At 35.9% G+C, this 24,070-nt stretch carries 27 protein-coding genes, 1 tRNA gene and 1 pseudogene; 12 read left to right on the top strand and 17 right to left on the bottom strand.

All coding sequences use genetic code 11. The features are described 5' to 3' along the window. From ACFE0M_RS18095 to ACFE0M_RS18070, 6 genes and pseudogenes are all read right to left on the bottom strand, one after another. A pseudogene (locus tag ACFE0M_RS18095) lies at nt 1-250 on the bottom strand (ABC transporter permease); the annotation flags it as partial. A gap of 2 nt (nt 251-252) precedes the next feature. Next, nucleotides 253-954 carry an ABC transporter ATP-binding protein gene (locus tag ACFE0M_RS18090; RefSeq protein ID WP_434547200.1) on the bottom strand — a complete coding sequence of 234 codons (702 nt, stop codon included), beginning with the start codon at nt 952-954 and terminating at the stop codon, nt 253-255. Nucleotides 955-965: 11 nt separating this feature from the next. Beyond that, nucleotides 966-2,084 (bottom strand): hypothetical protein, encoded by a 1,119-nt coding sequence (locus ACFE0M_RS18085; RefSeq protein WP_434547199.1) that lies wholly within the window; start codon nt 2,082-2,084, stop codon nt 966-968. A gap of 3 nt (nt 2,085-2,087) precedes the next feature. Then, a complete protein-coding gene (locus tag ACFE0M_RS18080) occupies nt 2,088-2,657 on the bottom strand; it encodes a TetR/AcrR family transcriptional regulator (protein WP_434547198.1) in 570 nt (189 codons plus the stop codon). A 243-nt stretch (nt 2,658-2,900) separates the two neighbouring features. Continuing rightward, a complete protein-coding gene (locus tag ACFE0M_RS18075; protein WP_434547197.1) occupies nt 2,901-3,518 on the bottom strand; it encodes a hypothetical protein in 618 nt (205 codons plus the stop codon). Between the two features lie 34 nt (nt 3,519-3,552). Continuing rightward, the gene (locus ACFE0M_RS18070; RefSeq protein ID WP_434547196.1) at nt 3,553-4,896 is read right to left on the bottom strand and encodes a GntP family permease; all 1,344 of its coding nucleotides are present in this window, start codon (nt 4,894-4,896) and stop codon (nt 3,553-3,555) included. Between the two features lie 41 nt (nt 4,897-4,937). On the opposite strand from ACFE0M_RS18070, the gene ACFE0M_RS18065 reads away from it, so the two are divergent. After that, nucleotides 4,938-6,047, top strand: coding sequence for a glycerate kinase (locus tag ACFE0M_RS18065; RefSeq protein WP_434547195.1), 1,110 nt, complete (start codon nt 4,938-4,940; stop codon nt 6,045-6,047). A gap of 8 nt (nt 6,048-6,055) precedes the next feature. Here ACFE0M_RS18065 and ACFE0M_RS18060 read toward each other — a convergent pair whose 3' ends face one another. The 9 genes from ACFE0M_RS18060 to ACFE0M_RS18020 form a co-directional block, all read right to left on the bottom strand. Further along, on the bottom strand, nt 6,056-6,952 hold the full coding sequence (locus ACFE0M_RS18060; protein WP_434547194.1) for an SDR family oxidoreductase: 897 nt from the start codon (nt 6,950-6,952) through the stop codon (nt 6,056-6,058). Then, complete coding sequence (locus tag ACFE0M_RS18055) at nt 6,949-7,824, bottom strand: peptidylprolyl isomerase (protein ID WP_434547193.1); 876 nt, start codon at nt 7,822-7,824, stop codon at nt 6,949-6,951. The genes ACFE0M_RS18060 and ACFE0M_RS18055 overlap by 4 nt, the downstream gene beginning before the upstream one ends. A 2-nt stretch (nt 7,825-7,826) precedes the next feature. Next, a complete protein-coding gene (hemC, locus tag ACFE0M_RS18050; protein WP_434547192.1) occupies nt 7,827-8,759 on the bottom strand; it encodes a hydroxymethylbilane synthase in 933 nt (310 codons plus the stop codon). A 75-nt stretch (nt 8,760-8,834) separates the two neighbouring features. Beyond that, a complete protein-coding gene (locus ACFE0M_RS18045; protein WP_434547191.1) occupies nt 8,835-9,284 on the bottom strand; it encodes an ATP-dependent zinc protease family protein in 450 nt (149 codons plus the stop codon). 2 nt (nt 9,285-9,286) lie between these two features. Further along, nucleotides 9,287-9,949 (bottom strand): phosphatidylserine decarboxylase family protein, encoded by a 663-nt coding sequence (locus tag ACFE0M_RS18040; protein WP_434547190.1) that lies wholly within the window; start codon nt 9,947-9,949, stop codon nt 9,287-9,289. Nucleotides 9,950-10,353: 404 nt separating this feature from the next. Then, complete coding sequence (locus ACFE0M_RS18035) at nt 10,354-11,628, bottom strand: Glu/Leu/Phe/Val family dehydrogenase (RefSeq protein WP_434547189.1); 1,275 nt, start codon at nt 11,626-11,628, stop codon at nt 10,354-10,356. 89 nt (nt 11,629-11,717) lie between these two features. Then, complete coding sequence (locus ACFE0M_RS18030; protein ID WP_434547188.1) at nt 11,718-12,551, bottom strand: phosphatidate cytidylyltransferase; 834 nt, start codon at nt 12,549-12,551, stop codon at nt 11,718-11,720. Continuing rightward, on the bottom strand, nt 12,532-12,738 hold the full coding sequence (locus ACFE0M_RS18025; protein WP_434547187.1) for a hypothetical protein: 207 nt from the start codon (nt 12,736-12,738) through the stop codon (nt 12,532-12,534). The genes ACFE0M_RS18030 and ACFE0M_RS18025 overlap by 20 nt, the downstream gene beginning before the upstream one ends. Further along, nucleotides 12,735-13,673 carry a lysostaphin resistance A-like protein gene (locus ACFE0M_RS18020; protein ID WP_434547186.1) on the bottom strand — a complete coding sequence of 313 codons (939 nt, stop codon included), beginning with the start codon at nt 13,671-13,673 and terminating at the stop codon, nt 12,735-12,737. The genes ACFE0M_RS18025 and ACFE0M_RS18020 overlap by 4 nt, the downstream gene beginning before the upstream one ends. A gap of 38 nt (nt 13,674-13,711) precedes the next feature. On the opposite strand from ACFE0M_RS18020, the gene dusB reads away from it, so the two are divergent. The 7 genes from dusB (at nt 13,712) to ACFE0M_RS17985 (ending at nt 18,477) form a co-directional block, all read left to right on the top strand. Further along, nucleotides 13,712-14,710, top strand: coding sequence for a tRNA dihydrouridine synthase DusB (gene dusB, locus ACFE0M_RS18015; protein WP_434547185.1), 999 nt, complete (start codon nt 13,712-13,714; stop codon nt 14,708-14,710). Further along, the gene (locus ACFE0M_RS18010; RefSeq protein ID WP_434547184.1) at nt 14,707-15,600 is read left to right on the top strand and encodes a DMT family transporter; all 894 of its coding nucleotides are present in this window, start codon (nt 14,707-14,709) and stop codon (nt 15,598-15,600) included. Before dusB ends, ACFE0M_RS18010 begins: the two co-directional genes overlap by 4 nt. A 147-nt stretch (nt 15,601-15,747) precedes the next feature. After that, complete coding sequence (locus ACFE0M_RS18005; RefSeq protein WP_434547183.1) at nt 15,748-16,134, top strand: TraR/DksA family transcriptional regulator; 387 nt, start codon at nt 15,748-15,750, stop codon at nt 16,132-16,134. Further along, nucleotides 16,134-16,697, top strand: coding sequence for an SMC-Scp complex subunit ScpB (gene scpB / locus ACFE0M_RS18000; RefSeq protein WP_434547182.1), 564 nt, complete (start codon nt 16,134-16,136; stop codon nt 16,695-16,697). The genes ACFE0M_RS18005 and scpB overlap by 1 nt, the downstream gene beginning before the upstream one ends. 181 nt (nt 16,698-16,878) lie before the next feature. After that, the gene (locus tag ACFE0M_RS17995) at nt 16,879-17,097 is read left to right on the top strand and encodes a hypothetical protein (protein WP_434547181.1); all 219 of its coding nucleotides are present in this window, start codon (nt 16,879-16,881) and stop codon (nt 17,095-17,097) included. Continuing rightward, nucleotides 17,075-17,371 carry a hypothetical protein gene (locus tag ACFE0M_RS17990; RefSeq protein ID WP_434547180.1) on the top strand — a complete coding sequence of 99 codons (297 nt, stop codon included), beginning with the start codon at nt 17,075-17,077 and terminating at the stop codon, nt 17,369-17,371. Before ACFE0M_RS17995 ends, ACFE0M_RS17990 begins: the two co-directional genes overlap by 23 nt. Before the next feature lie 254 nt (nt 17,372-17,625). Then, nucleotides 17,626-18,477 carry a pseudouridine synthase gene (locus ACFE0M_RS17985; protein ID WP_434547179.1) on the top strand — a complete coding sequence of 284 codons (852 nt, stop codon included), beginning with the start codon at nt 17,626-17,628 and terminating at the stop codon, nt 18,475-18,477. Between the two features lie 168 nt (nt 18,478-18,645). Here ACFE0M_RS17985 and ACFE0M_RS17980 read toward each other — a convergent pair whose 3' ends face one another. Both ACFE0M_RS17980 and ACFE0M_RS17975 read right to left on the bottom strand, forming a co-directional pair. Further along, nucleotides 18,646-19,797 carry a sensor histidine kinase gene (locus ACFE0M_RS17980; protein ID WP_434547178.1) on the bottom strand — a complete coding sequence of 384 codons (1,152 nt, stop codon included), beginning with the start codon at nt 19,795-19,797 and terminating at the stop codon, nt 18,646-18,648. 607 nt (nt 19,798-20,404) lie between these two features. After that, nucleotides 20,405-20,477 (bottom strand) — tRNA-Phe (locus ACFE0M_RS17975). 94 nt (nt 20,478-20,571) lie between these two features. Here ACFE0M_RS17975 and ACFE0M_RS17970 point away from each other — a divergent pair. The 4 genes from ACFE0M_RS17970 to ACFE0M_RS17955 all read left to right on the top strand — a co-directional run bounded on the left by ACFE0M_RS17970 (nt 20,572) and on the right by ACFE0M_RS17955 (nt 23,604). Further along, nucleotides 20,572-21,885: a 4Fe-4S dicluster domain-containing protein gene (locus ACFE0M_RS17970; protein ID WP_434547177.1), complete on the top strand. Its 1,314-nt coding sequence runs from the start codon at nt 20,572-20,574 to the stop codon at nt 21,883-21,885. Nucleotides 21,886-21,919: 34 nt separating this feature from the next. Beyond that, nucleotides 21,920-22,717, top strand: coding sequence for a (Fe-S)-binding protein (locus ACFE0M_RS17965; RefSeq protein WP_434547176.1), 798 nt, complete (start codon nt 21,920-21,922; stop codon nt 22,715-22,717). A gap of 328 nt (nt 22,718-23,045) precedes the next feature. Further along, nucleotides 23,046-23,207 (top strand): type II toxin-antitoxin system HicA family toxin, encoded by a 162-nt coding sequence (locus tag ACFE0M_RS17960; RefSeq protein WP_434547175.1) that lies wholly within the window; start codon nt 23,046-23,048, stop codon nt 23,205-23,207. Further along, nucleotides 23,140-23,604 carry a helix-turn-helix domain-containing protein gene (locus ACFE0M_RS17955; protein ID WP_434547206.1) on the top strand — a complete coding sequence of 155 codons (465 nt, stop codon included), beginning with the start codon at nt 23,140-23,142 and terminating at the stop codon, nt 23,602-23,604. Before ACFE0M_RS17960 ends, ACFE0M_RS17955 begins: the two co-directional genes overlap by 68 nt. Nucleotides 23,605-24,070 lie beyond the last annotated feature (466 nt).

Raw genomic sequence — 24,070 nt, 5'->3', positions numbered from 1 at the left:
ATGATGCTAATTTGCCATGAGCATCCGTTAAAGTAAATGGATCTAAAGGGTCGTAATCTTGATGACGAAGTTGACCATTTCCATATTCCCATTTAATACTTTCCCTTTGTGCTTGCAGATTCCAGCCATCCAAATAGCCATTAAAAAATATAATGACAATGAAAGTGAAAGCTAAAATCCCAACGTTCAGCCAGGTGCGCAATCCTGCACCTACTAAATTCCGATATGCCAATTGAAATGCGAGCTTCATGACTATTGATTTTGCGCTGTTATGATCTCATCTTTTTCCACTTCCCCACCTTTTAGATGGATGATGCGATTCAGATATTGCATTACCTTTTCATCATGAGTGGAAAATAGAAAAGTAGTACCAAGCTCCTCATTAAGCTTTTTCATAGTTTGGATAATCGCATGAGCATTGGTTGCATCCAAATTGGCTGTTGGTTCATCCGCCAACACAATTTTAGGTTCTTTCACCATTGCCCTTGCAATGGCTACTCTTTGACCTTCTCCACCTGAGAGCTTTGATGGTTTTTTATCGGGTATATTTTCCAAACCGACCCATTCCAAAGCTTGCATGACTGCCTTTCTTCTTTCTTCCTTGCTTTTGTTTTGTAGGAGCAATGCAAATTCAACATTCTCAAAAACCGTATAAACAGGCAATAAATTATATACCTGAAAAATAAAGCCCAAATGTAGATTCCTAAGCTGAGCCGACTCTTTATGGCTTAATTCTGCCACATTTTTATCCATCACCCAAGCATTTCCACTACTCGGCTGATCCAACGAACCAATAATATTCAATAAAGTGGTTTTTCCAGAACCGCTGGGGCCGACTATTCCCGAAAACTCACCCTTCTCAAAATTGAGATTGATATTTTTCAATGCCACAAATTCCCCTTCTCCTTCAGGAAATTTTTTGGTTACATTTTCAAGTTTGATGATAGGTTCCATAAGCATTTTATTTAGTGATTTAAGACCAGCATAATGCGTACTCCAGGTCCTGAAAAGTTATTGACTAATTCATTTTGCTGAATTCCTTGAAATTCGGAAGGATTATAATAAGCCATTAAATAGCCTATAATTTTCTTGAACTGATGTTGGTAATTTAGAAAAAAAGTGGTGCTTTCGGTTTCCCAGCTGTAATAAGCCAAGCCACTTAAGCTATCAAAAAAGCCTAATGGGTAATTCAAACTAGTGGCTGTAATATTTGCATAGTTATCAGAAAAGTAATCCTCACTATTTCCATATAAAAGATGTTCCGTTATAACAGTAAGTCCATTTCCTAGGCCGAAAGTATAATCTGTACCTAGATTTATCAGATTTTGATTTGTCAAAAGCCCAATGTTTTCTGCTTTGTGAATGTAAGTGGCTTCCATCCATAAACCAACCACCCAATCTAATTTGACATCTATTGCCCATCTGTTTTCAGCTATACTATTGAGTGCATTCTCATTAAAAAAATCACTTGCATCAGCTTTTCTATGGTGGTAAGTAAATCCAATTTCTCCCGTTAGAAGCGGGAATTGAACCCTCCCACCAAATTCAGGGATTTTATCATTAGTTTCGATGGCATCAAATCCTCTTCTTTTACTATTTCCATATAAGCCCCAAGCCCAAATATTGGCGTTATTTTTAAAATAGTAGTTTACCATGAGTCCATAAACTCCATTGGTTAAAGCCAGAGGATCGCGCGGATCAATTTGGTTAAACCATTGCAAGGGTCGGAGCAAAGTTGCCACTCCAAAATCCAACTTTTGCAAGCCTGCCCTAATTTGAAAATTTTGCCCAGCATAGCGAGCCCAAAGTCGATAAGGGTCTAAATTTCCATCTGTTTGATTATCTTGAAATGGGTCTGAAAGAATAGAACCACTGATATTGGCAGAAGCTAAAACATCAAAGCTTTTACCAGAATCTAAGGAATGGGTATAATTGATTTCGGGTATATAGCGCCCACCCATGAATAACTCATACTGATTATCAGGGCTATAATTACCAAAAACAGACACTTGTCCATCCCATGAAACCTGACTTTTCAGAAGGAGAGGGAAGAATATCAACAATATGATAATGTAGGCTTTCATAGGTCATCGTTTGACAAAAATTCCGTAAAAGAAGAAATTGCTTAATTCCATTATGGCTTCATCCATGCTTTTGAACATTTTTAAGAAGTTTTCATCCTGCATTTTAGTTCTAATAACGCCTAACATATCCATTATAAATTCGGGCTTTAGGTCTTCTCTTACCCATCCTTCTTTTTTAGCTTTTTCAAAATCAGCTATCATTACTTTATAGGATTTTAGTGTATATCTTTGAATAAGTTCACTTAGTGCAGATCCATCTTCAATTAGAATTTCATTGATGAAATCCTTGCTCATTTTCTTTGCTTCTTGATGTTTGAGTTTTAAAATCTCATTAATTTTTTCAGGAAATGGCTTTTTCTCATCCATAATGGCAGAATATCTCCTTAAATTATCTTCTAAAATTTCTTCAAGAATTTCTTCCGCAGCATGTTCCTTATTTACAAACCGCCTGTAGAAAGTCATTTTACTCACACCTGCATTATCACAGATTTCCTCTACGGTCACTTTCTTTAAACCGTATTTCCAAAATAAAGCTGTGGCACTGGCTAATATCGCTTTTTGACTTTTCGTCATGAATTTAAAATGTTACTAATTTAAAATTATGTTACAATTATAGTAATATTTATTAAATACGTAACAATTAAAGAATAGTTTTTATTTCTATTCTATTTTATCGAATACTGTTAGGTTCTCAATGAGGTTTAAATGGTTGGTGTGCCACCAACCATGGAATCTACCCGGTCGGTGTGCCACCGACCGGAATTCATATTATATAATTTAAGTGAGCTTGGTAAAGTAGGATTAATCTGAAATTTTTTAAAGTTGATTGATCACCTCAGTAATAATTCCTTTATCTATACCTTTTTTAGAAAGAAAATATGCTTCTAATTCAGATTGACTAAGTTGATGAGTAGCTAATAAACCTTTAATTATGGTTTTTAAATAATGATGATTAGGTTGGTTAATCTCGCCAGACAAGTAACCCTCATTAGTAAATGTAAAGATTGGGGCGTCATCTTTTTCCCCTAAACACAACAAATTACCATACCAGCTATTTTCTTTTATGACTGAGGATTCTTGATTTTTAGCTCTTTCAAAATTTATATCCGTTGGTTTATGAGCATTGTTTTCTTGTTGAACCACTTCTATAAACTGCTGACGTTTAATCAGATACATATTGCCAAGCGTTTCAGCCTTGTGGTTTTTATCAGGATTGATAAAACAAACACCGCCACCATTCCATACTTTTGCATTTTTAGCGAAGTATAATTCATGTGGTATTTCAATAGGTTTTTGGTCTAAGGGAGGAGTTTGGTCTTCACATCCATGATAAATTCTAGTGGCACCCTCTGGCTTGCCTCCTTGAATGTAGCACATAAATCTATCATAAGAGATATTGGAACCATAGCTCGTGTACCAAATATAATCTGTCATCTTTAAATAAAGTCTTTATTAAAAAGTAATATTTTCAACCCAAAATCCAAAACATAAGCATAACCATTAACATGGAACTTACAGACAATAAAATAGTTCCAATACTATATCTTTTCAATGCTTGTTTAACACTCATTCCACTAAATTCTTTTACTACCCAAAAGTATGAATCGTTGCTATGGCTTACCATCATGGCCCCTGAACCGATGGCTAAAACCAAAAGAGAGGTTCCCATTACGGTATCTAAGGTAGAACCAATTATGAGTGGTGCAATAATAGCACTGACAATAATCATGGCTGAAGTACTAGAACCTTGAGCTGTTTTAATAAAAAATGCCATCAAGTAGGCTATAATTAATATCATAAAGGGTTCTTGCGTTTGGATATTAATACTGTCAATCAGTAAATCGGAAAAGGCGCTTTCTTTAATGACCTGCCCATAAGATCCTCCTAGGCCAGTAATAACCAAAATAGGACCTGCTTGTAAAATGGCTTTTTTGATTAAGTCTGTTTTGAGTTCTTTTGACTTCTTCTTTAATAAATATAAGCCAATCAGTACTCCAATGGCCAATGCAATAATGGGATTACCTATAGTTTCTAGTGCAATTAAAATCGAATTTTCTGAATCGATTATGCCTAAAATACTACCGTTTGCAATGAGTATAATGGGTAAAATTAAAGGTAAAATAATGTTGGAAGATAGCTTTGAAGTACTGCTTTCATCATTCTCATCTTCCATTTCAATATCTTCATTTAGTGTTCTTCTAGATATAAAACGAGCATAGAGACTCAGTATTAGAACTAAAAACAAGCTTATTACAATTCCCAATAAAAAGACCAGTCCGAGTTGGTCTGCTACCCCGAAATTCCCTATTACCGCCAACGGACCAGGAGTTGGAGGAATTAAATTATGTGCTATATATAATGAGGATGCAATGGTGACTGATGTGGAAATTCTGCTTACTTTAGCTTGCCCCGCTAGTGTTTTACTAAAATCAGAAAGGATAATATAAGCGACATCACAAAAAACAGGGATTCCAATTAAACCGCCCAGGGAGCTTAAAAGCAAAAAAGGCTTTTTTAATCCAAATACACGAATAAATAAATTGGAAAGATATTTTATGGATTGTAGTTCTTCTAATATCACGGCCAATACACATCCCAATAAAATCAGTATTCCGATACTGGCCAGCATATTACCAAAGCCAAAACTAATGACTTCAACTGATTGAATTACGGGAAATCCTAAGCCAATTGCGGTTAAAAGTGCAACAGAAAAAAGAACAATGGCAGGGTGAAGTTTAAAACGTGCTGTTCCGAGGATAATCAGAATGATGGATAGCACAATCCAGAAAATAATAGTATAAAAGTTCTCCATGTTCACAAAATTGTTTTAATATAAAGAATATTTTATCCCCTATGAAAATTTTAATAGCTCCTGATAAGTTTAAACATAGTTTGTCTGCCAAAGAAGTCTGCCAAATCATTGGGGGTACGTTAAAAAAGGAATCTCATGAATTTGAAATTGAGCTTTTACCCATGGCAGATGGCGGGGAAGGTTCAGCTGAAATATTGGCAATTCAATCACAGGCAGAAGTAGTCATCAGTGCTGTACATGACCCGTTAATGCGAAAAATTCAAGCACAATATTTTATTAAAGAAAAAACGGCTTTTATAGAAATGGCTTCTGCTTCAGGTTTGCAACTGTTAAAAAAGCAGGAGCAAAATGTTTTGAAAACCACTTCTTTCGGAACTGGCGAATTGATGAAGGATGCCGTCAAGAAAGGATGTCAAAATATTATTCTTTGCATTGGCGGTAGTGCCACAAGTGATGCAGGAACAGGCATGGCAAAAACTTTAGGATTTGAATTTCTAGATAAAAATGGGAAAGATTTTCTACCTACTGCTCAGAATTTAGGGGAGATTGCTTCTATCAAATTACCCAAACAAAATATTTTGAAAGGAATAAATGTAAATGTATTAACCGATGTGAACAATCCCTTAACTGGTAAAAATGGTGCAACTTATCAATACGCCATTCAAAAAGGAGCTTTAGAAAAAGATTTAGAATTTTTGGATAAAGGAATGAAGCATCTTAAGGATATAATTTTCCAGCAATATGATTTTAATATAGACGAATTCCCTGGAGCAGGAGCTTCGGGAGGAATGGGAGGTGGAGCTACATTCTTTCTAAAGGCAGATTTATATTCAGGAATTAACTATATAGCAGAAACACTAGGTTTGGATGAAAAGGTGAAAAATGCTGATATGGTGATATCCGGTGAAGGAAAACTCGATGAACAGTCGTTTAAGGGGAAGGTGGTTTCTGGTGTGCTGGAATCATGTCAAAAATATCAAAAACCGCTATTTTTAATTGTTGGTTTTAATGCCTTAAAGAATAAGTTAACAAAAGAAATAAAAGTGGTTCTTAGCTTAACGGATATTGCCGGAAATCAAGAAGAGGCCATTAAAAATCCTAAGGATTGCTTGGAGCAAGCAAGTAAAAGCCTCTTCAGAGAAATCCAATGATTTACAAATTACTTTATCTGATCCGCCAAAACCTTTATCCCTTCTTCAAAAGTATGTGGTTTGTAGCTCAATTCTCTTTTCGCTTTATCTAAAATGAAACCGGTTTTTGGAGGTCTTTTGGCTGTTTGCTTGAATTTAGTACTATCGGTTTTGGTCATACTAGACTGAGACAGTTTAAAAAATTCAGCTGTTTTCACGGCCATTTCATAAGGAGTTAATAAATCATCTCCAGAAATATTAAATATCCCTTTTGCCTTTTTCTCTGCAATCAACAAGCATCCTTTGGCTAAATCTTCTGCCAGAGTTGGAGTTCTCCATTGGTCATCAACCACTTGGATTTCCTTTCCTTCTTCCAACGATTTTTTAACCCAGAGAATAATATTAGATCGGCTCATATCATGTGCAATGCCATAAACCAAAACAGTTCTAGCAATAGACCAATCGATTTTACTTTCCAATATTAATTGCTCTGCCGCCAATTTACTTTCCCCATAATAACTTACAGGATTGGCTTCTGCTTCTTCATCATAAGGACCATCTTCACCATCAAAAATAAAATCTGTAGAAAGTTGCAAAAGGAAAGCATTGTGCTTTTTCGAAGCTTTTATTAAATATTCTACTGCAGTCACATTTAAATTCCAACAATCTTCCCGCTCAGTTTCGCACTGATCAACATTGGTCATGGCGGCAGTATTGATGATCACCTCAGGTTGGTGTTTTTTGACGATAGCCTCAATTTCAGCTTCCTTTGTGATATCAAGGCTTTCAAAAATATATCCTTTCTCAAATGGCAGACGGTTTTCACCCCGTGCAGTGGCAATAAGTTCATGTTTACCTTCTCGAGTAATTAACTGAACTAATTTCTGACCCAATAATCCGTTGGAACCTGTAATTAAAATTTTCATTTTTCTTCTTCAGGATATTCGTAACCGTATTGCTCAGTTATTTTCTTTTTTGACATTTTTTCAATTTCAGCCGTCATAAAAATGTCTTTTACCGGTTTGTCGGCTCCTGCTGTTCTCACTGAAGCAATGGAATCTATCACTGCTAAACCTTCTACCACTTTACCAAAAACCGTGTATTCACCATCCAGATGTGGGGCACCTCCTACAGTTTCATAATCTTTTATTTGAGCATCAGAAAATGTGTAGGCTTCAATTTCACCAAATTCTTTTTCAACCAAAGAATCTGCTGTAGTTTCCATAAAATTTTGCAAGCCTTCCATATCCTGTGCCTTTTGCATTTCTATGACTTCATTTCTCAGGTTTGCATATTTCTTCATGGCTAAACACTCCCTTAATTTTAACTGCTTTTCCTGAAAAACCCTGCCTTCGGCCATTTGAGTTAAATCACTTTCCTCAAAAGTCTGACCATGCACAATATAAAATTGAGACCCACTGGATTTTTTCTCCGGGTTTACCTGATCACCTTGGCGTGCAGCAGCTAAAGCACCTTTTACATGCCAAAAGTCAGGGACAATTTCGGCATCAATATTATAATTGACTTTGTCCTCATCCTCTATGTCTTCTTTTTGATTGACATCTCCACCTTGCACCATAAAATTTTCAATCACTCTGTGAAAAATGGTACTATCATATTTTCCAGACTCAACCAACTTAATGAAATTTTCTTTATGCTTTGGGGTTTCTTCATACAAAATGGCTTTCATATCACCATATTGAGTATGAAACACCACCACGGAATCCCTTGAAGTTTGACAGGAAGCCAATAAAACCAATATTGAAAATGCTAAAATTAAACTGTTCTTATTTTTCATAACTATTCTGAAAGTTGTTCTCTTATTTCTTTTAAAATTCTATCTCCACCTTTACTTAATATTTGACGAGCCAATAATGTCCCTAATTCTTCTGCCCTAGATGTTTCATCTGTCAATTTCATTGATATTCTTTCCTTTCCATCCAAACTGATGATGCCCGCTTCCATTTCAATTGAATTTGTATTGAGATTGGCCAATCCGAATACCGGTATGCTACAACCCCCTTGCAAATAACGTAAATAGGCTCTTTCTGCTCGAAGGCAATATTCCGTATTTCTGTGATTGAGTGCAAATCTTAGCATTTGTTTTTTATCATCAGAAATGCTTTCATGAACCTCAATGGCAACAGAGCCTTGTCCTACTGCCGGAATAAATTCCTTAGTAGAAAGCTCTAATTTTATTTTATCATCATATTCCATTCTATGCACACCTGCATAAGCCAGTAAAATAGCATCGCATAAACCTTCCTCCATTTTCCTGATTCTGGTTTGAAGATTTCCTCGGATATCCACTGTTTTAATATGCGGATAAAAATGCTTTAAAGTGGCAATCCTTCGAGTGGAAGAAGTTCCGATTACAATAGGATTTTCTTTATCATTGATGTCTATGGATTCTTTATGGGAAACCAAGACATCATTTACTTTTTCCCTTTCGGTAAAAGCAATTAAATCAAAGCCTTGAGGGAGTTCAGATTGCATATCTTTAGCACTATGTACGGCAATATCAATATTGCCTTCTGCTAGTTGGGCTTCTATTTCTTCTGTAAAAACCCCCTTGCTCCCGATTTTGGAAATGGCTACATCCAAAATTTTGTCCCCTTTCGTTTGAATGATTTTAATTTCAGCAGTATGTCCAGCTTTCTCAATTCGAGCCTTTACATACTCGGCTTGCCATAATGCTAGCTTACTGCCTCGGGTGCCAATTCTAATATTCATTATATTAATTGTAAAAATTTTGTGGTTTGGTAGAAAAATAAATCATTGCATTGTGTCACCTCAATAAAAAGTTGGTTATCGACCGTTTTGATGATACTGATACGAAAGATTTTCTTCTGTTACATCCACCACAAATCTACCACTCAATAATTTCCTACCCAATAAAATTGGATTTTTCATGTGACTTCGGTCTGATAGGGAAAATTCTGTATTATAAATCTTATTGAAAATTTTGATTTTGGTTTTTACCACATAGCGCTCCTGTACTTGTCCGTTAGAACTTTTAATTCTTTTCAATTTAAAATCAGCCGTTTTGAACTTTTTGGCTTTCATGCCATGACCTAAGCGTTTTCCACTTATTGTATAAACCAAAAACTCTCTTCCATCCTTTTTTTCAATATGAATTTTAGAGCAATGAATAGCAGAGGTATAAGCCCCTGTATCAATTTTAGCCTGAACTTTCTCTAACCCTAGCTCAGGTAAGTCGAGTTTATCAATTCTGCCTATGGTCTTTTTAGTTTTCAAATTTAGGATTTCAACTCTGCAATAACAGTCCTACCGCCTTTAGTTTTATCTCCAATATTTACTTTAACTTCTGAATCCAGTGGTAAGTAAATATCAACACGAGAACCGAATTTTATAAATCCGAATTCTCCTCCTTGCTCTACCATATCGCCTTCATTCACATACCATTTGATCCTTCTGGCCATTGCTCCTGCAATTTGCCTGAACAAAACTTCCACTCCATTTCCATTTTCTACTACTATGGTGGTTCTTTCATTTTCAGTACTTGATTTAGGGTGCCAAGCCACTAAATATTTTCCCGCATGATATTTACAAAATTTTACCACACCAGAAATTGGGCTTCTATTAACATGCACATTTACAGGAGACATGAAAATGGAAATCTGCTTTCTTTTTCCTTTAAAATATTCTTGCTCCTCAGTGTCCTCTATTACTACAACCTTTCCATCGGCCGGGGCCAAAACATGTTGTTCATTTTTATTGATAATGAATTTCGGGCTACGGAAGAATTGTAAAATCACCAGATAAAGCACAATCAATGCTACTAAAACCGAATCATTTACCCATTTTGGAGTAGCCAATGCATACTCAAAAACAAAATATATTGCCACAAACAATATCAATGAGAAAAATAAAATTTTCCTTCCTTCTTTATGTAAAGTCATAATCTTTAATTAAAAAACAATCAAATATAATTACTAATGAATTGATTTCATTGGGTAATTGTTAATATGTGCAAAAAAATGACCTAAAATAAGCTTGAATAAAGTAAATTATCTAAATATTTAATACGCAATAAGATTAGGACGTCATACCCGCGTAGGCGGGTATCTATTGATTTTAACCAAAGGTTAAAATATTAATTGCTATTTATGCAGATGGCAGGTGTGCCACCAGCCATGGAAGAGTAGTGATTTTAGGCGGACAGGATAATTGAAACTTCGTTTCAATATGACAAGACCCCTTTCTTCAAAGGGGTGACGCACGGAACTATTGATGCAGGGGATTTTCGATACACAAAAAAAGCGCAGGAGACTGCGCTTTTGAATATTTCTATAAAAACTTTAGATTAATAACCGCCACGATATTTATAGGTCTGCGAAACCTTATCAATTGCCACTATATAAGCCGCAATTCTCATCGGTACATTATATTCCTGTGAGGTTTTATAAACGGCTTCAAAGGCATCTTTCATAATCCTGTCTGAACGTCTATTTACACGTTCACGAGTCCATTTGTAACCTAGTCTGTTTTGTACCCACTCAAAATAGGAAACAGTTACACCACCGGCATTCGCCAAAATATCCGGAGCTACCATTATTCCTTTTTCATTGATAATATTATCGGCTCTAGCCGAGGTAGGCCCATTGGCACCTTCCACTATCAGTTTGGCTTGAATTTTACTAGCATTTTCATGGGTGATGACATCTTCCATAGCGGCCGGGATTAAAACGTCCACATTTAAGGTTAATATTTCTTTTCCGTCAATCTTTTCAGCACCATCAAAACCTTCCAATGTTCCATTATTATTGTTTCTATATTCAATGGCTTTCTTAATGTCAATGCCATTTTCATTATAGTAAGCTCCCGAGATATCAGAAATTGCATGAATTGTCGCCCCTCTTTCTTCCAATAATAAAGCAGCAAAAGAACCTACGTTTCCGAATCCTTGAACTGCCATCGTGGCTTTATAAGGATTAATCTTCAATTTCTCCATAGCGGCCAAAGCCGAAACCATTACGCCACGGCCTGTTGCTTCTGTTCTTCCTAATGATCCTCCCAATACTAAGGGCTTACCAGTCACCACAGCATTTACGGTCATACCTTTGGATCTGGAATAAGCATCCATCATCCAAGCCATTTCTCTTGGTCCAGTGCCCATATCAGGAGCTGGAATATCTCTATCCTCACCGAATACATCAACCATTGATTCTGTGTATGAACGAGTCAATCTTTCGATTTCACCAGCAGACATTGACCTTGGATTACATTTGATGCCTCCTTTGGCACCGCCATAGGGAATATCCACAACAGCACACTTCCATGTCATCCATGCCGCTAGTGCTTTTACTTCATCAATATTCACTCCCATATCATAGCGAACACCACCTTTTGATGGGCCTAAAATAGTAGAGTGAATCACACGATAGCCCTCAAAAACCTGAATTGAGCCATCATCCATGGTGATAGGCAGATTAACAATAACCTGGCGGGCAGGTGATTTCAAAACATTGTAAATTTCATCGTCTAAACCTAAGTGTTGAGCTGCGATATGAAATCGCGACATCATGGACTCGAAAGGATTTTCTGAGTCTTTAATTGGAGCCGGTTCAATATAACCCATAGTAGTATTTGTTTTTTTTAAAAACTTTGCGGTAAAATTAAGTATTTGTTAACTGATTTTTACTTTTTATGGTGCTAATGTTGTAAAAATCATTCAAAAAGCATCAAAAAAGCAGAAATAAATGGTGCGGACAACAAAAGTCCGTCAAATCTATCCAAAAAGCCACCATGACCCGGAATTATAGAGCCTGAATCTTTAACTTCAATGCTTCTTTTGAAAAGTGATTCCACCAAATCCCCATAAGTTCCTGCTATCACAATAATACCTGCAATACACAACCACTGCCAGTCTGCAATCTCATCAAAATTGGCCGCCATAATAATGGCAAAAATAAATGCCAAAATAGTCCCTCCTAAAGCTCCTTCCCAAGTTTTTTTCGGGGAAATTCTTTCGAATAATTTTCGCTTCCCAAATTTTACACCTGCGAAATATGCTCCTGTATCACTAGCCCATTGAATAAAAAGGGCTCCAATTATTATTTGGAAACTGTAAGTATCATTATAAAAAACGGCAATATGTAAAAGTGCGAATGGAACCGCCACATAAATGATCCCTAGAAAAGTGTAGGCAATATTTGTGAAAGGCTTTTTATCATTCTTTTTGTAAAGCTTAACAAAATAGACAGTTGAAGCGATGGGTGCTATGATAAAATAAATCCGTGGGTCGAGATGTTCGGCATAAACCAAAAATGTAATACTGTATATTGACAATCCTGTAATCGTACCCCAAAACTTGAGGGGCAACATACCGTCCAAGCCCACCAATTTATAAAATTCTAATTGGGTCAGTGCACAAAGAATAAAAAAGACTGCGAAATAAGTCCATTCACTATAAACGATTGCTGATAGAATTATAGCAACCCCCAACAAAGCCGCAATAATTCTTTGGGTTAAATTATTGTATTTACTCAAATTTGATATCATCTTCAATTAGTTTTATCGCCCGCATTACCTCTTCCACCGTAACTGCGATTTCGTAATAGCCCAACAAATAGGCTGAATCTTTTTTATCTACAATAATGGCATGCAATTCCTTATCCTGCAAATAATCTTTTACGATTTGCGCCTGATACAGCTTGTCCGTTTTGAAAACAGTCTTCCAGTTCCTCATTCTTGTGCTGTCTGCTTTATTAATTTTTTAAAATAATAGAAAAACATTAGACAAGCGAATAATCCAATAATGGAAACATATAAAGGCACTGCTGTATCCACTTCCATTGGGTCAAAGTCATTAACATACTTTGGCCCAAAATACATTACTATTACTGCCAAGCCATTATTAACAAAATGGGCAAGTATAGGATACCATATATTCCCAGAATACAGATAAATATAGCCAAATAATGCCCCCAATAATATTCGAGGCACTACCCCGAAAAATTGCATGTGGAATGCCCCAAAAATGATAGCACTAACCCATATCGCCAAATGCGCATTTTTGGTGGCAGTTTGTAGTTTATTTTGCAAAAGCCCTCTGAAAACCAATTCTTCTCCAACTGCAGGTAAGATCCCTATAATAACCAAGGCTATTAACATCTCGCCAAAGCTTCCATAAGAACTGAGTAGTTCCGTAAGTTTCATCAAACGATCTTCCATATTTCTAGCCCAGTCACCAAAACCTTTCATGAAATCAGGAAATTCGATATTCATATTCCATTCAATAATTAGGGAATTGAATATCATAAATGAAAAGGTGGCCAAAACAATTAAAATTAAGGGTTGAACCCCAAGATTTTTTGAATTAAAATAATTTTTTAAACTCATTTTATCCATCACTTTTATAAAAAACAGGGCAAAAAGCGTGAATCCAAGGAAATGGCTAATACCTTGGGCTATGTACATAAAAATTTTACTTTTAGAGCTGAATGGAGGCTCCAAAAGCTGTTGACTTTCCATGAAATCTACGCCTACAGCCACTACGGCAATAACAGTACCGATTAATTGACTAAAAAGATTCCAAGCCAAAAACAGCAATACAAGGTAAAAAATGGAAGTCCAGGGATTTTTATGGAGAATTTGTGGGTTGTTATGCTTTAAAGAATTCATATAGTGCGTAAATTTACACCAAAATTAAGATTATCAAATTGGTAAAGATAGGAAACATATCATTAAGCGAATTTCCATTGCTTTTGGCACCCATGGAAGATGTGAGCGATCCGCCCTTCAGGGCAGTCTGTAAAGATAATGGTGCAGACCTGATGTACACAGAATTTATCTCCTCTGAAGGATTGATTCGAGATGCTATAAAAAGCAGGCAAAAACTCGATATTTTCGATTATGAAAAGCCCATCGGAATTCAAATATTTGGAGGGGATGAAGAAGCCATGTCCATGGCAACCAGCATCGTAAATGCAACCCAACCAGATTTGGTGGATATCAACTTTGGTTGCCCAGTAAAAAAAGTGGTGACGAAAGGAGCCGGAGCAGGTGTATTGAAAGATGTGGATTTAATGGTAAGATTAACGGAATCAGTGGTGAAAGCCACCGACCTGCCCGTGACTGTCAAAACCCGTTTGGGGTGGGATGAATCTTCCAAAAATATTGAAGAAGTAGCCGAAAGATTACAAGATGTAGGGATAAAAGCCTTGTCTATTCACGGTAGAACCCGACAACAAATGTATAAAGGAGAAGCCGATTGGTCGCTTATTGCCAAAGTCAAAAATAATCCTCGCATCCAAATTCCGATTTTTGGCAATGGTGATATTGATTCCCCACAAAAAGCTTTAGAATACAAAGAAAGATATGGAGTAGATGGCATCATGATTGGACGTGCTGCTATTGGCTATCCTTGGATTTTCAATGAAATTAAACACTTCCTGAAAACAGGTGAAATTTTACCTGTTCCGAATTTGGAAGACAGAGTTGAGACTGCAAAAAAACATTTGAAATTTTCAGTGGAATGGAAAGGTGAAAAAGTGGGTATCTATGAGATGAGAAGGCATTACACCAATTATTTTAAAGGGATCCCTCATTTTAAGCCCTATCGCACAAGATTGGTAGAAGGTGAAAATTATCAATCGGTTTTGGATACATTGGACGAGGTAAATGAAGTCTTTTCTGCTCAAATGATGGAAAGAATATGAGCGAAAAGGAATCTGTCAGCCCTGTTCTAGTTTATGGATTATTAATTTTACTGGCGCTTATTTGGGGAAGTTCTTTTATACTTATCAAAAAAGGCCTGTTAGTGTTTTCAGCAGGTGAAGTGGGCGCAATTCGAATATTTTCAGCGGCAATTGTACTATTGCCTTTATCTCTACCCAAACTTAAAACTTTAAATAAAAGGCAGTGGAAATGGCTTTTTATTTCAGGAATGGTGGGCAGTTTTGGTCCAGCTTTTCTGTTTGCCTATGCTCAAACACAGTTGGAAAGTGGTATTACGGGTGTATTAAATGCCTTAACACCCATTTTTGCATTGTTGGTGGGCGTAGTGTTTTTTAAGGGAAGTTTAAAGCTTAGGGATAGTTTAGGCATTGCTTTAGGTTTTGGAGGAACCATTGTATTGATTGTGGCAGGATCGGGTGGTGAACTCGGAAATTTTAACTTTTATGCCATATTCGTGATTTTAGCCACGCTTTGTTATGGATTCAATTTGAATATCATCAAAACCCAATTTAGCATTTTAACGCCTAGGATGATCACAAGTATTTCGCTTGTTTTGATAGCACCATTAGCAGGAGGTTTTTTATTTGGTTCCAGCGATTTCGTTAGTAAAATGCAATATGAAGAAGGCGCTTGGCGAGCATTATTGTACATAAGTATTTTAGGCGTTATCGGAACTGCTTTTGCTTTAATCCTTTTCAATCGGTTGGTAAAATTGACTTCTCCTGTTTTCACCAGTTTCGTGACTTATTTAATTCCTGTTATAGCTATAATTTGGGGATTGTTGGATGGAGAAATTTTGGTTCTTGGTCATTATATCGGAATTGTACTTATTATATTGGGAGTAGCCTTTGCAAATCGTCCTAAAAAATAATATTTGGACAATTTCAACATTATTAAAATAATACATCGATTATAATTTACTTAACACCGAAATAATAGCTGATTTATTCATTAAATAGTTTTTGTTTTCAAGTAAAGCATTTATTTTTGCCGCAATTAAAACTAATCTATACATGTTATGAGTGATAATGAGAAAACCCGATATAGTGCAGATGAGCTTAAAGAATTTGAAGAGTTAATCACCAGCAAATTAGATAAAGCCAAAGAAGAATTAAGATATATTAAATCAACTATTACCCGCTCAGATGATTCCGGAACGGACGGAACTTCTGGAAATGTAAAAGTTTTGGAAGATGGTGCCGATACAATGGAAAAGGAAAGCATGAATCAGTTGGCTGCCCGCCAGCAAAAATTCATCACCAATTTAGAAAATGCCTTGGTAAGAATTAAAAATGGTACCTACGGAATTTGCTCAGTTACAGGCAAGTTAATCTCTAAAGAAAGATTGAGAGCGGTACCACATACTACTCAATCTATTGAAGCAAAATTAGCACAAGATAATTAATGGATTTTCTGCTCAACCATATTGAAGCATTGATATTCTGTGCTACTTCACCCTTGAAGTTGCAAGAAATCCAAAAATGCTTATCAGAAATGTTTGAAGCAGATATTCCTAAGGAGGACATAGAAGATGCCCTCGAAAAGATTCTTAAGAAGTATGATTCTGATGAATACTCATTTCAAGTAGAGCATGTTGGGGGCGGGTATCAATTTATGACGAAACCCGCCTATCAAGCCAGTATCGGAATCATGCTCAAACAACAATCCAAGAAAAGACTATCCACTTCAGCCTTGGAAACCCTATCTATCATTGCTTACAAACAACCTATTACCAAAGGGGAAATGGAGCAAATTCGTGGAGTAAATTGCGATTATACCGTCCAAAAACTTTTGGAAAAGGAATTAGTGGAAATAAAAGGCAAAGCTGATGCCATTGGAAGACCCATTCTTTATGGCACCAGCCAAAATTTTATGGAGTATTTCGGTATCAATGATTTGAAAGATTTACCTACCCCAAAAGACTTTTCCCAAGAAGAAAATCAAATAGGAAAAGAAAACGAGGATTAGTCGGTATAGCTTTCCAAGATTGGGATTTAATAAATTTTATTAGACAACAGTTTTACAGGAAAGCTTGCAAATTCCTACCTCAGAATTCAAGCCAAACTAAATAAATTTTAACAAGTAGTTGAAACCAAATCATACCTAAACAAATTTTCGTATATTAGCTAAGTAGTTAAAAAACAAGAAAATGGAGACTTCAGTTAGAATTCAGAATATACTTTCTCAAATTAATAAATTGGACTATAAATCCAGACTTTCTTTAGCAGAACAGTTAATTAAACAATTAAAAATCAGTAAAAAAGAATCCAATTCCATTACACATGATTTAACTGAATTAAATTCACTTGGATCAGAAATCTGGGAAAATCTTGATATTGATAAATATGTGGAACAAGAAAGAGAATGAAAATAAGTTAAAGATTTATTCAAAAGACATTTTTCATGATAACGCTCCTTTAATAGCTATTAAGTCCAGTATGGACGGCCTTATGGTAATTTACAGTTATGCTGATAAACCAAACCCCTATAGGGGTGACCTTATATTTCAAAAGCTGTTGGAGATAGCTAATTCCTGTAATCAAATCTTAATTACCAAATATGAAAATGCCTTAAAATCCAACTATATGATGACTAGCAAATATTTGAAATATCAAGCATTAAAATCATTTGGAATGAAATAAGCTATTAATTACTTAGCAGGAAAAGCTAACATTAAAACCAAATAGAAAAAGAAAACGAGGATTAGTCAGAATAGAAGCGTAGTTTTGTATTGAATTAATTTCTACTTGACGTCAGATATCCGCCTTGTTTTGTGCCTGCCTGTGCAGACAGGACTTCACAAAACGCTTCGGATTAAGAAGCCTGTGAAGACACAGGTTTTGGCGATTAATGTAAGTGTAATGGACAATGTCAATTACTATAAAATTTCATCACTATGCATAATAAGAAGACTCCGAAAGGTCAGAAACCCCATAAATCTCATCAGGTAAAGAAATTTTCCAATCAACGGAAAGCGGAAACACCCGATTATGATATCAAAAAACTTAAATCTGCTGAGGTAAAAGAAAAGGAGCTTAAGGATGGTATTCGTTTAAATAAATATATTGCCAATGCTGGGATTTGTTCCAGAAGGGAGGCCGACAAGCACATAGCTGATGGAAAAGTGAAAGTCAATAACAAAGTAGTGACTGAACTCGGCTTTAAAGTAAAGCCAATGGACAATGTGGCCTTTGAAGGCAAACCTATCAGGAGAGAGAAATTAGTGTATGTGTTACTCAATAAACCAAAGGGCTTCATCACTACCATGGATGACCCAAAAGGAAGGAAAACTGTGATGGATTTGATTTCCGCAGCTGGTGATGAACGTATTTACCCAGTTGGCAGATTAGACCGAAATACTACAGGGCTTTTACTTTTTACTAATGACGGTGAACTTGCCAAGAAATTGACTCATCCTTCTCATAAGATTAAAAAAATCTATCAAGTTGAACTGGATAAACCCATTACTGAAGAAGACTTCCTGAAAATTCAAGAAGGCATTACCTTGGAAGATGGAGAAGTGAAAGTAGATAATTTAGCCCTCCTCACACCAGATGCTAAAAGCCTAGGCATGGAAATTAGAATGGGACGAAATCGAATTGTTAGAAGAACCTTTGAACATTTGGGTTATGAGGTTGTAAAATTAGACCGAACAACCTTTGCAGGGTTAACCAAAAAAGATTTAGCAAGAGGCAAATGGAGGTTTTTGAAAGAGAAAGAGGTGATTAATTTGAAGCATTTGAGGTAATAGGTTTTTATATAGAATCTAATAATTAATTTCACATAAAAGTGCGGTTTGGTACTCTATATAAGGATGTTACAATCTTTGATCGTGTAAAAGGCTCATAGCCTCTTTGTAAATGAAGAATCAAATCTGTGCGAAAAGTCCCCTTTTGGGGGCTAGGGGGCTAGGGGACTAATCATCCAACTTTACCCCAGCATTTTCAATGATCACTTTAAAAATACTGCCCTTGCCTAATTCCGAAACAAGCGTTATTCTCGCATTGATTTTTTCTAGTGCTTGTTGCACAATAAATAAACCTAATCCAGAGCCTTCTGCTTCGCTTGTGGCTCTGTAAAACATATCGAATACCTTATGTTGGCTTTCGGGCGCAATCCCAATTCCGTTATCTTCCACTGAAATATGAACATCCCTGTCCACTTTTTCGAATCGGATGGCAATAAATTGATCAGGCTTTTTGGCATCATGGTATTTAACCGCATTAGAGATTAAGTTGCCTAACACTACTTTCAATTGATAATAATCCGTTCTTAAAATATGATGAATTTGCTCGTCATAGTCCAATCGGATGCTGTCAGCTCCTTGATTGAATTTCACATCTGTAATCACATCTTCCACCATTTCGCCCAATCTAAAAGTCTTGAGGTTGATTTCCGTTTTAATATTGCGTGAATAATTGAGAATATCACCGAAAATATGATCCAGTTTTTTTACACGCTCCTCCATCATTTGCACATATTGCTGACCTGCTTCATCTTTTATGTCATGCTTAGCAATATTAATTAAACCCAACAAAGATGCTACCGGAGCCCGTAAATCATGAGATGTACTGTAAAGAAAACTATCCAATTCCCGATTGGTTTTTTCTAGGGCGGAACGCTCTTCTTCCAATAACCAGATAATCATCCCGATTCCTATAAAAGAAAGTAATAAGAAATCAATTACCCCTAAAGTATTATCCAATTCTAAAATAAAATGCTCATCGAAAATCATTCGAATTCCACCAAGCGCATAATTCAAGTTTTCGAAGCCATAAAGCATAAAGGATATCCATAAAAGCTTTTTCCCCACAGCACTATCCCTTCGCCCAATCCTCATAATTTGCACTCCTGCAAAAACAAAGGCAAGGCCTACAATTAAGGATTTGATGGTAAAAGGAATCACTAGGGAGAAAATATATCCCCCTTCATCCTCCATCAAATAAAAAAGAGAACAAACAAGTGCAATAAATATCACTAATGCATATTGGATATATTCTTGTTTAAAGCTTAAAGATTTTCTTTGAATGAGATGATAGGTACCTTGCAATAACCAGACTACTTGCATAAGTCCAGCTATTTGAAAAAGAAATGTGAAAATATTTTGCCAGAAAGGACCGATATTTGGATTCTTAGCACAAAAAAGTGTTGCTAAGGAAAAGCAGATATAGAAAGCAAAGGCAATCCAGCTAAACGACCATAATTTTAAATGTTTTCGTTGGTATAAGCTATAAAAATACCATAAAATTAAAGCAAGACCTAGCCCCCAAAGCGCTTGCCCAGAGTAACTTACCAGAATACTTTCAAAATACTGATTAAATAAAGATTGATTAATCAATGCTTAAGTGTTTTATATTTACTAATGTAACAACTAAAATTCTATATTCTAAACAAAAGCTTATCTGTATTGATTTTAAATTATCAGAAAAATAGTATGTATGCATACTATTTTTAAACTCAACTATTATTTTTAAATTTCAATAGATTAATATTTATAATAAGTTGGTATGTGAAATGAACAGTAATCAAATCATCTTTTTTTGGTAAATTTAAGAGAGAAAAGATTTAAGTTCATTCAACTCGCAAGCTAAGACAGAAAATTGATTAAAAAATGACAGTACTTGACATTAACATAAAGAACATAAAAAAAGCCTTGCTTTTAAAGGCAAGGCTTGTGGTGCTGAGTGGATTCGAACCACCGACTCACGGATTTTCAGTCCGATGCTCTACCAACTGAGCTACAGCACCGTAATTGAGTGGTGCAAAAGTAGGCGAAATATTTATCCTGCAAAAGGATTTTAAGAAAAAAGTGATAAAAATTTTAAACGATTAACAAACAACTATGGAATACATCTCGCAAATTGCTTTCTTACTGGTACTTGCGGTTGCAGGTTACTTTTTAGCAAAAAGGATAGGAAGCATTAAAAAAAATATCAATCTCGGTAAAGAGGTTGATAGAAGTGACAATAAAGGCCAAAGATGGAAGAACACTTTGCTAATTGCTTTTGGCCAAAAGAAAATGTTCAAGAAACCACTCCCTGCTTTTCTTCACCTGTTAATCTACGTAGGGTTTTTGGTGATAAATTTAGAGGTGCTTGAATTCATAATAGATGGAATAGCTGGTACTCACAGAATTTTTGCCCCTGTTTTAGGAGATGCTTATACAGTCGCTATTAATATTTTTGAGTTTTTAGCTATAGCAGTATTGGTTTCCTGTGTGGCTTTTCTGTGGAGAAGGAATGTTGTCCCTGTAAAAAGATTAAAATCTTTAAGCGGGTGGCCTAAATTGGATGGGAATTTGATCTTGGTAATTGAGATCATCTTGATGTTTGCAATTTTAACCATGAATGCAACTGACCAGCTTTTACAGGGGAAAGATGATCATTATGTGCAAACTGGAAGCTTTTTCTTTAGTAGCTTTTTAACACCGCTATTCGAAGGCATGAGCGTAGATGCTTTAAGGTTCACCGAAAGATTTGCGTGGTGGTTCCACATCATAGGAATTTTAGCATTTGCGGTTTATGTGACCTACTCTAAGCATTTACATATATTCATGGCCTTCCCTAATACATACTTTGCCAGAATAACACCACAAGGCAAAATGAATAATATGGATGAAGTGACTACTGAGGTAAAAAGCATGCTAGGAATGGATGCGGGAAACCCTCCTGCAGAGGTAGCCAGATTAGGAGCTAAAGATGCAACCGATCTCACTTGGGTTAATTTAATGAATGCCTATGCCTGCACAGAATGTGGAAGATGTACCGCAGAATGCCCAGCCAATTTAACTGGTAAAAAACTTTCCCCTCGTAAAATCATGATGGATACACGAGATAGAATTACCGAAATCGGGGATAATATTAAAGCGGGCAAAGAGGCCGAATCAGGGAGTGCATTGTTCAGCGATGACTATATATCAGCAGAAGAATTAAATGCCTGTACGAGCTGCAATGCTTGCGTAGAAGCATGCCCTATCAACATCAATCCTTTGGATATCATTTTACAGGGAAGAAGATATATGGCCATGGAAGAAAGCAGTTCACCGCAATCATGGAATGCCATGTTCCAAAATGTGGAAACTAGCTTTGCGCCTTGGAAATTCCCTCCAACTGACCGTTTCAAATGGGCAGATAAACTAAAGGAAGAAGAGAAATAAATTTTAGGTAACGAAAATTATAAATCAAGATATTATGAGCGATTCAACATATAAAGTCCCAACCATGCAAGAAATGAGTGCTAAAGGAGAAGCTCCTGAGGTATTATTTTGGGTGGGCTGTGCCGGTTCTTTTGATGACCGCTATAAAGCAGTAACCATTGCTTTTACCAAAATATTGAATAAAGTAGGCATCAACTTTGCAGTATTAGGACCAGAGGAAAGTTGTACAGGAGACCCGGCAAGAAGAGCTGGCAATGAATTCCTTTTCCAAATGCAAGCCATGAGTAATATTCAGGTTTTGGATGGCTACAACATCAAAAAGATTGTAACGGCTTGTCCGCATTGCTTCAATACCATTAAAAATGAATATCCTGAATTGGGTGGAAATTACGAGGTAGTGCACCATTCCCAATTCTTGCAAGGATTGATCAACGAAGGGAAAGTGACTTTACAAGACGGTGGTGAATTCAAAGGAAGGAAAATCACTTTCCATGATTCTTGCTATCTAGGAAGAGCCAATGGAGTGTATGAAGCGCCAAGAGATGTAATCAAAGCCCTAGATGCTGAATTAGTGGAAATGAAAAGATGCAAAACCAAAGGCCTTTGTTGTGGAGCTGGTGGTGCACAGATGTTCAAAGATGCTGAGAAAGGCAATAAAGAGATCAATATCGAAAGAACAGAAGAAGCATTAGACACTGGAGCAGAAGTAATTGCCGCTGGCTGTCCTTTCTGCATGACCATGATGACGGATGGTGTGAAAAACAAAGAAAGAGAGCACAATGTAAAAGTTTTTGACTTGGCAGAATTGATTGCTAAAAATCAGGGACTTTAGTTAGTAGCGAGTGTTCAGTATCTAGTATTCAGTATCTAGTATCGAGTTTTCAGAGTTAGGTTAGTCAACTTTTTACTGGAAAGACTAGGAGAATTGGTTTATGGAATTTTAAATAAAGAAAAGCCATAAATTCAGTATTTAAAGGATTCAATGTACAAGACTTAAATGTTAAGATTTAATCTCTTTATTGGGGCATTTCATGAACTGAAATAAATTATAAAAAATATCAAATTTCATAAGTATTTGTTTCTCAAAAAGTAAATAATAATTTACCTTTATGATCTAGAGTAAACCAACCCGTATGAAGTGTTAAGAACTTTATCGAATATTGACAAAGGATGGTTGGTATGCAGTATCACAAAAAGGTTCACATATAAAAATGCATCATGATTCAAAAAAAGGAATAATTATTTTCCCGAATCATGGCAGCCAAGAAATGGGTAAAGGGTTGGAAAAGAAAATTCTTAAAGACGCAGGAATTAAAAGGTAAAATTATGGCCATTAAGAAAATTATATTAACTGTTGAAAAGACAAACACAGGGTTTTCTGCTTATTCAGCTCATTATCCAATATTTACAACTGCACTATCTGTTCCTGAATTGATAAAGAATGCTTACGAAGCAAGCGAATTGTATTTTGAGGAAGAAAAGGTAAAAATTGAGCCCAACGATATAAAATTTGAAATAGACTTCCAACAATTTTTCAAATACTATAAGGTGATCAATTCCAAATTCTTAGCTGAAAAAATTGGAATGAATGCCAGCCTGCTTTCTCAGTACGTTTCTGGAACCAAAAAACCATCTGCCAAACAAACTGAAAAAATATTGAACGGAATTCATCAAATCGGACAGGAATTATCGGGAATTAACTTATTGCAAACAGCCTAGGATATCTTGCATTAATGCTGACAATCTTGTAATTCCTAGATAGGGCTTGCTTAAAAACAGAATACGTAATAAAAATGTACATTTAAGGTATTTTATCAATGATTATTGAGTAATAGTTTCAGCAAGTGCAAGCTTTTTTAAGTTAAAACTACTTATTGTTTGCACTTGTAAATCAAAATTTGATTTACAAGTGCTCTAGCCTCAAGCACCTCATCTACTTCCCGGGCTAAAGCTCGAAGTATTACAATACTCCGTCACTTAGCCCGATTGTATATGAGGCACTTGAGACTTTTTAAGCAGGCCCTAGATAGCAAAATTTTCCTTTGCGGAAACTTTGCGCCTCGTATGTTTACAATCCTTAAAAATAATAAGTATTTTTAATAAAGCAATAAGGCAAGGTGAGAGCAGTATTTGCGCCTAAACAAGCCTTGAGCTATGTTCACGCAGAGATATTCCTCACCTTGTT

Origin of the sequence: Marivirga sp. (assembly GCF_051117495.1) — a bacterium.
Classification (GTDB): Bacteria; Bacteroidota; Bacteroidia; order Cytophagales; family Cyclobacteriaceae; genus Marivirga.
This window is presented reverse-complemented; position numbering and strand designations above follow the sequence as displayed.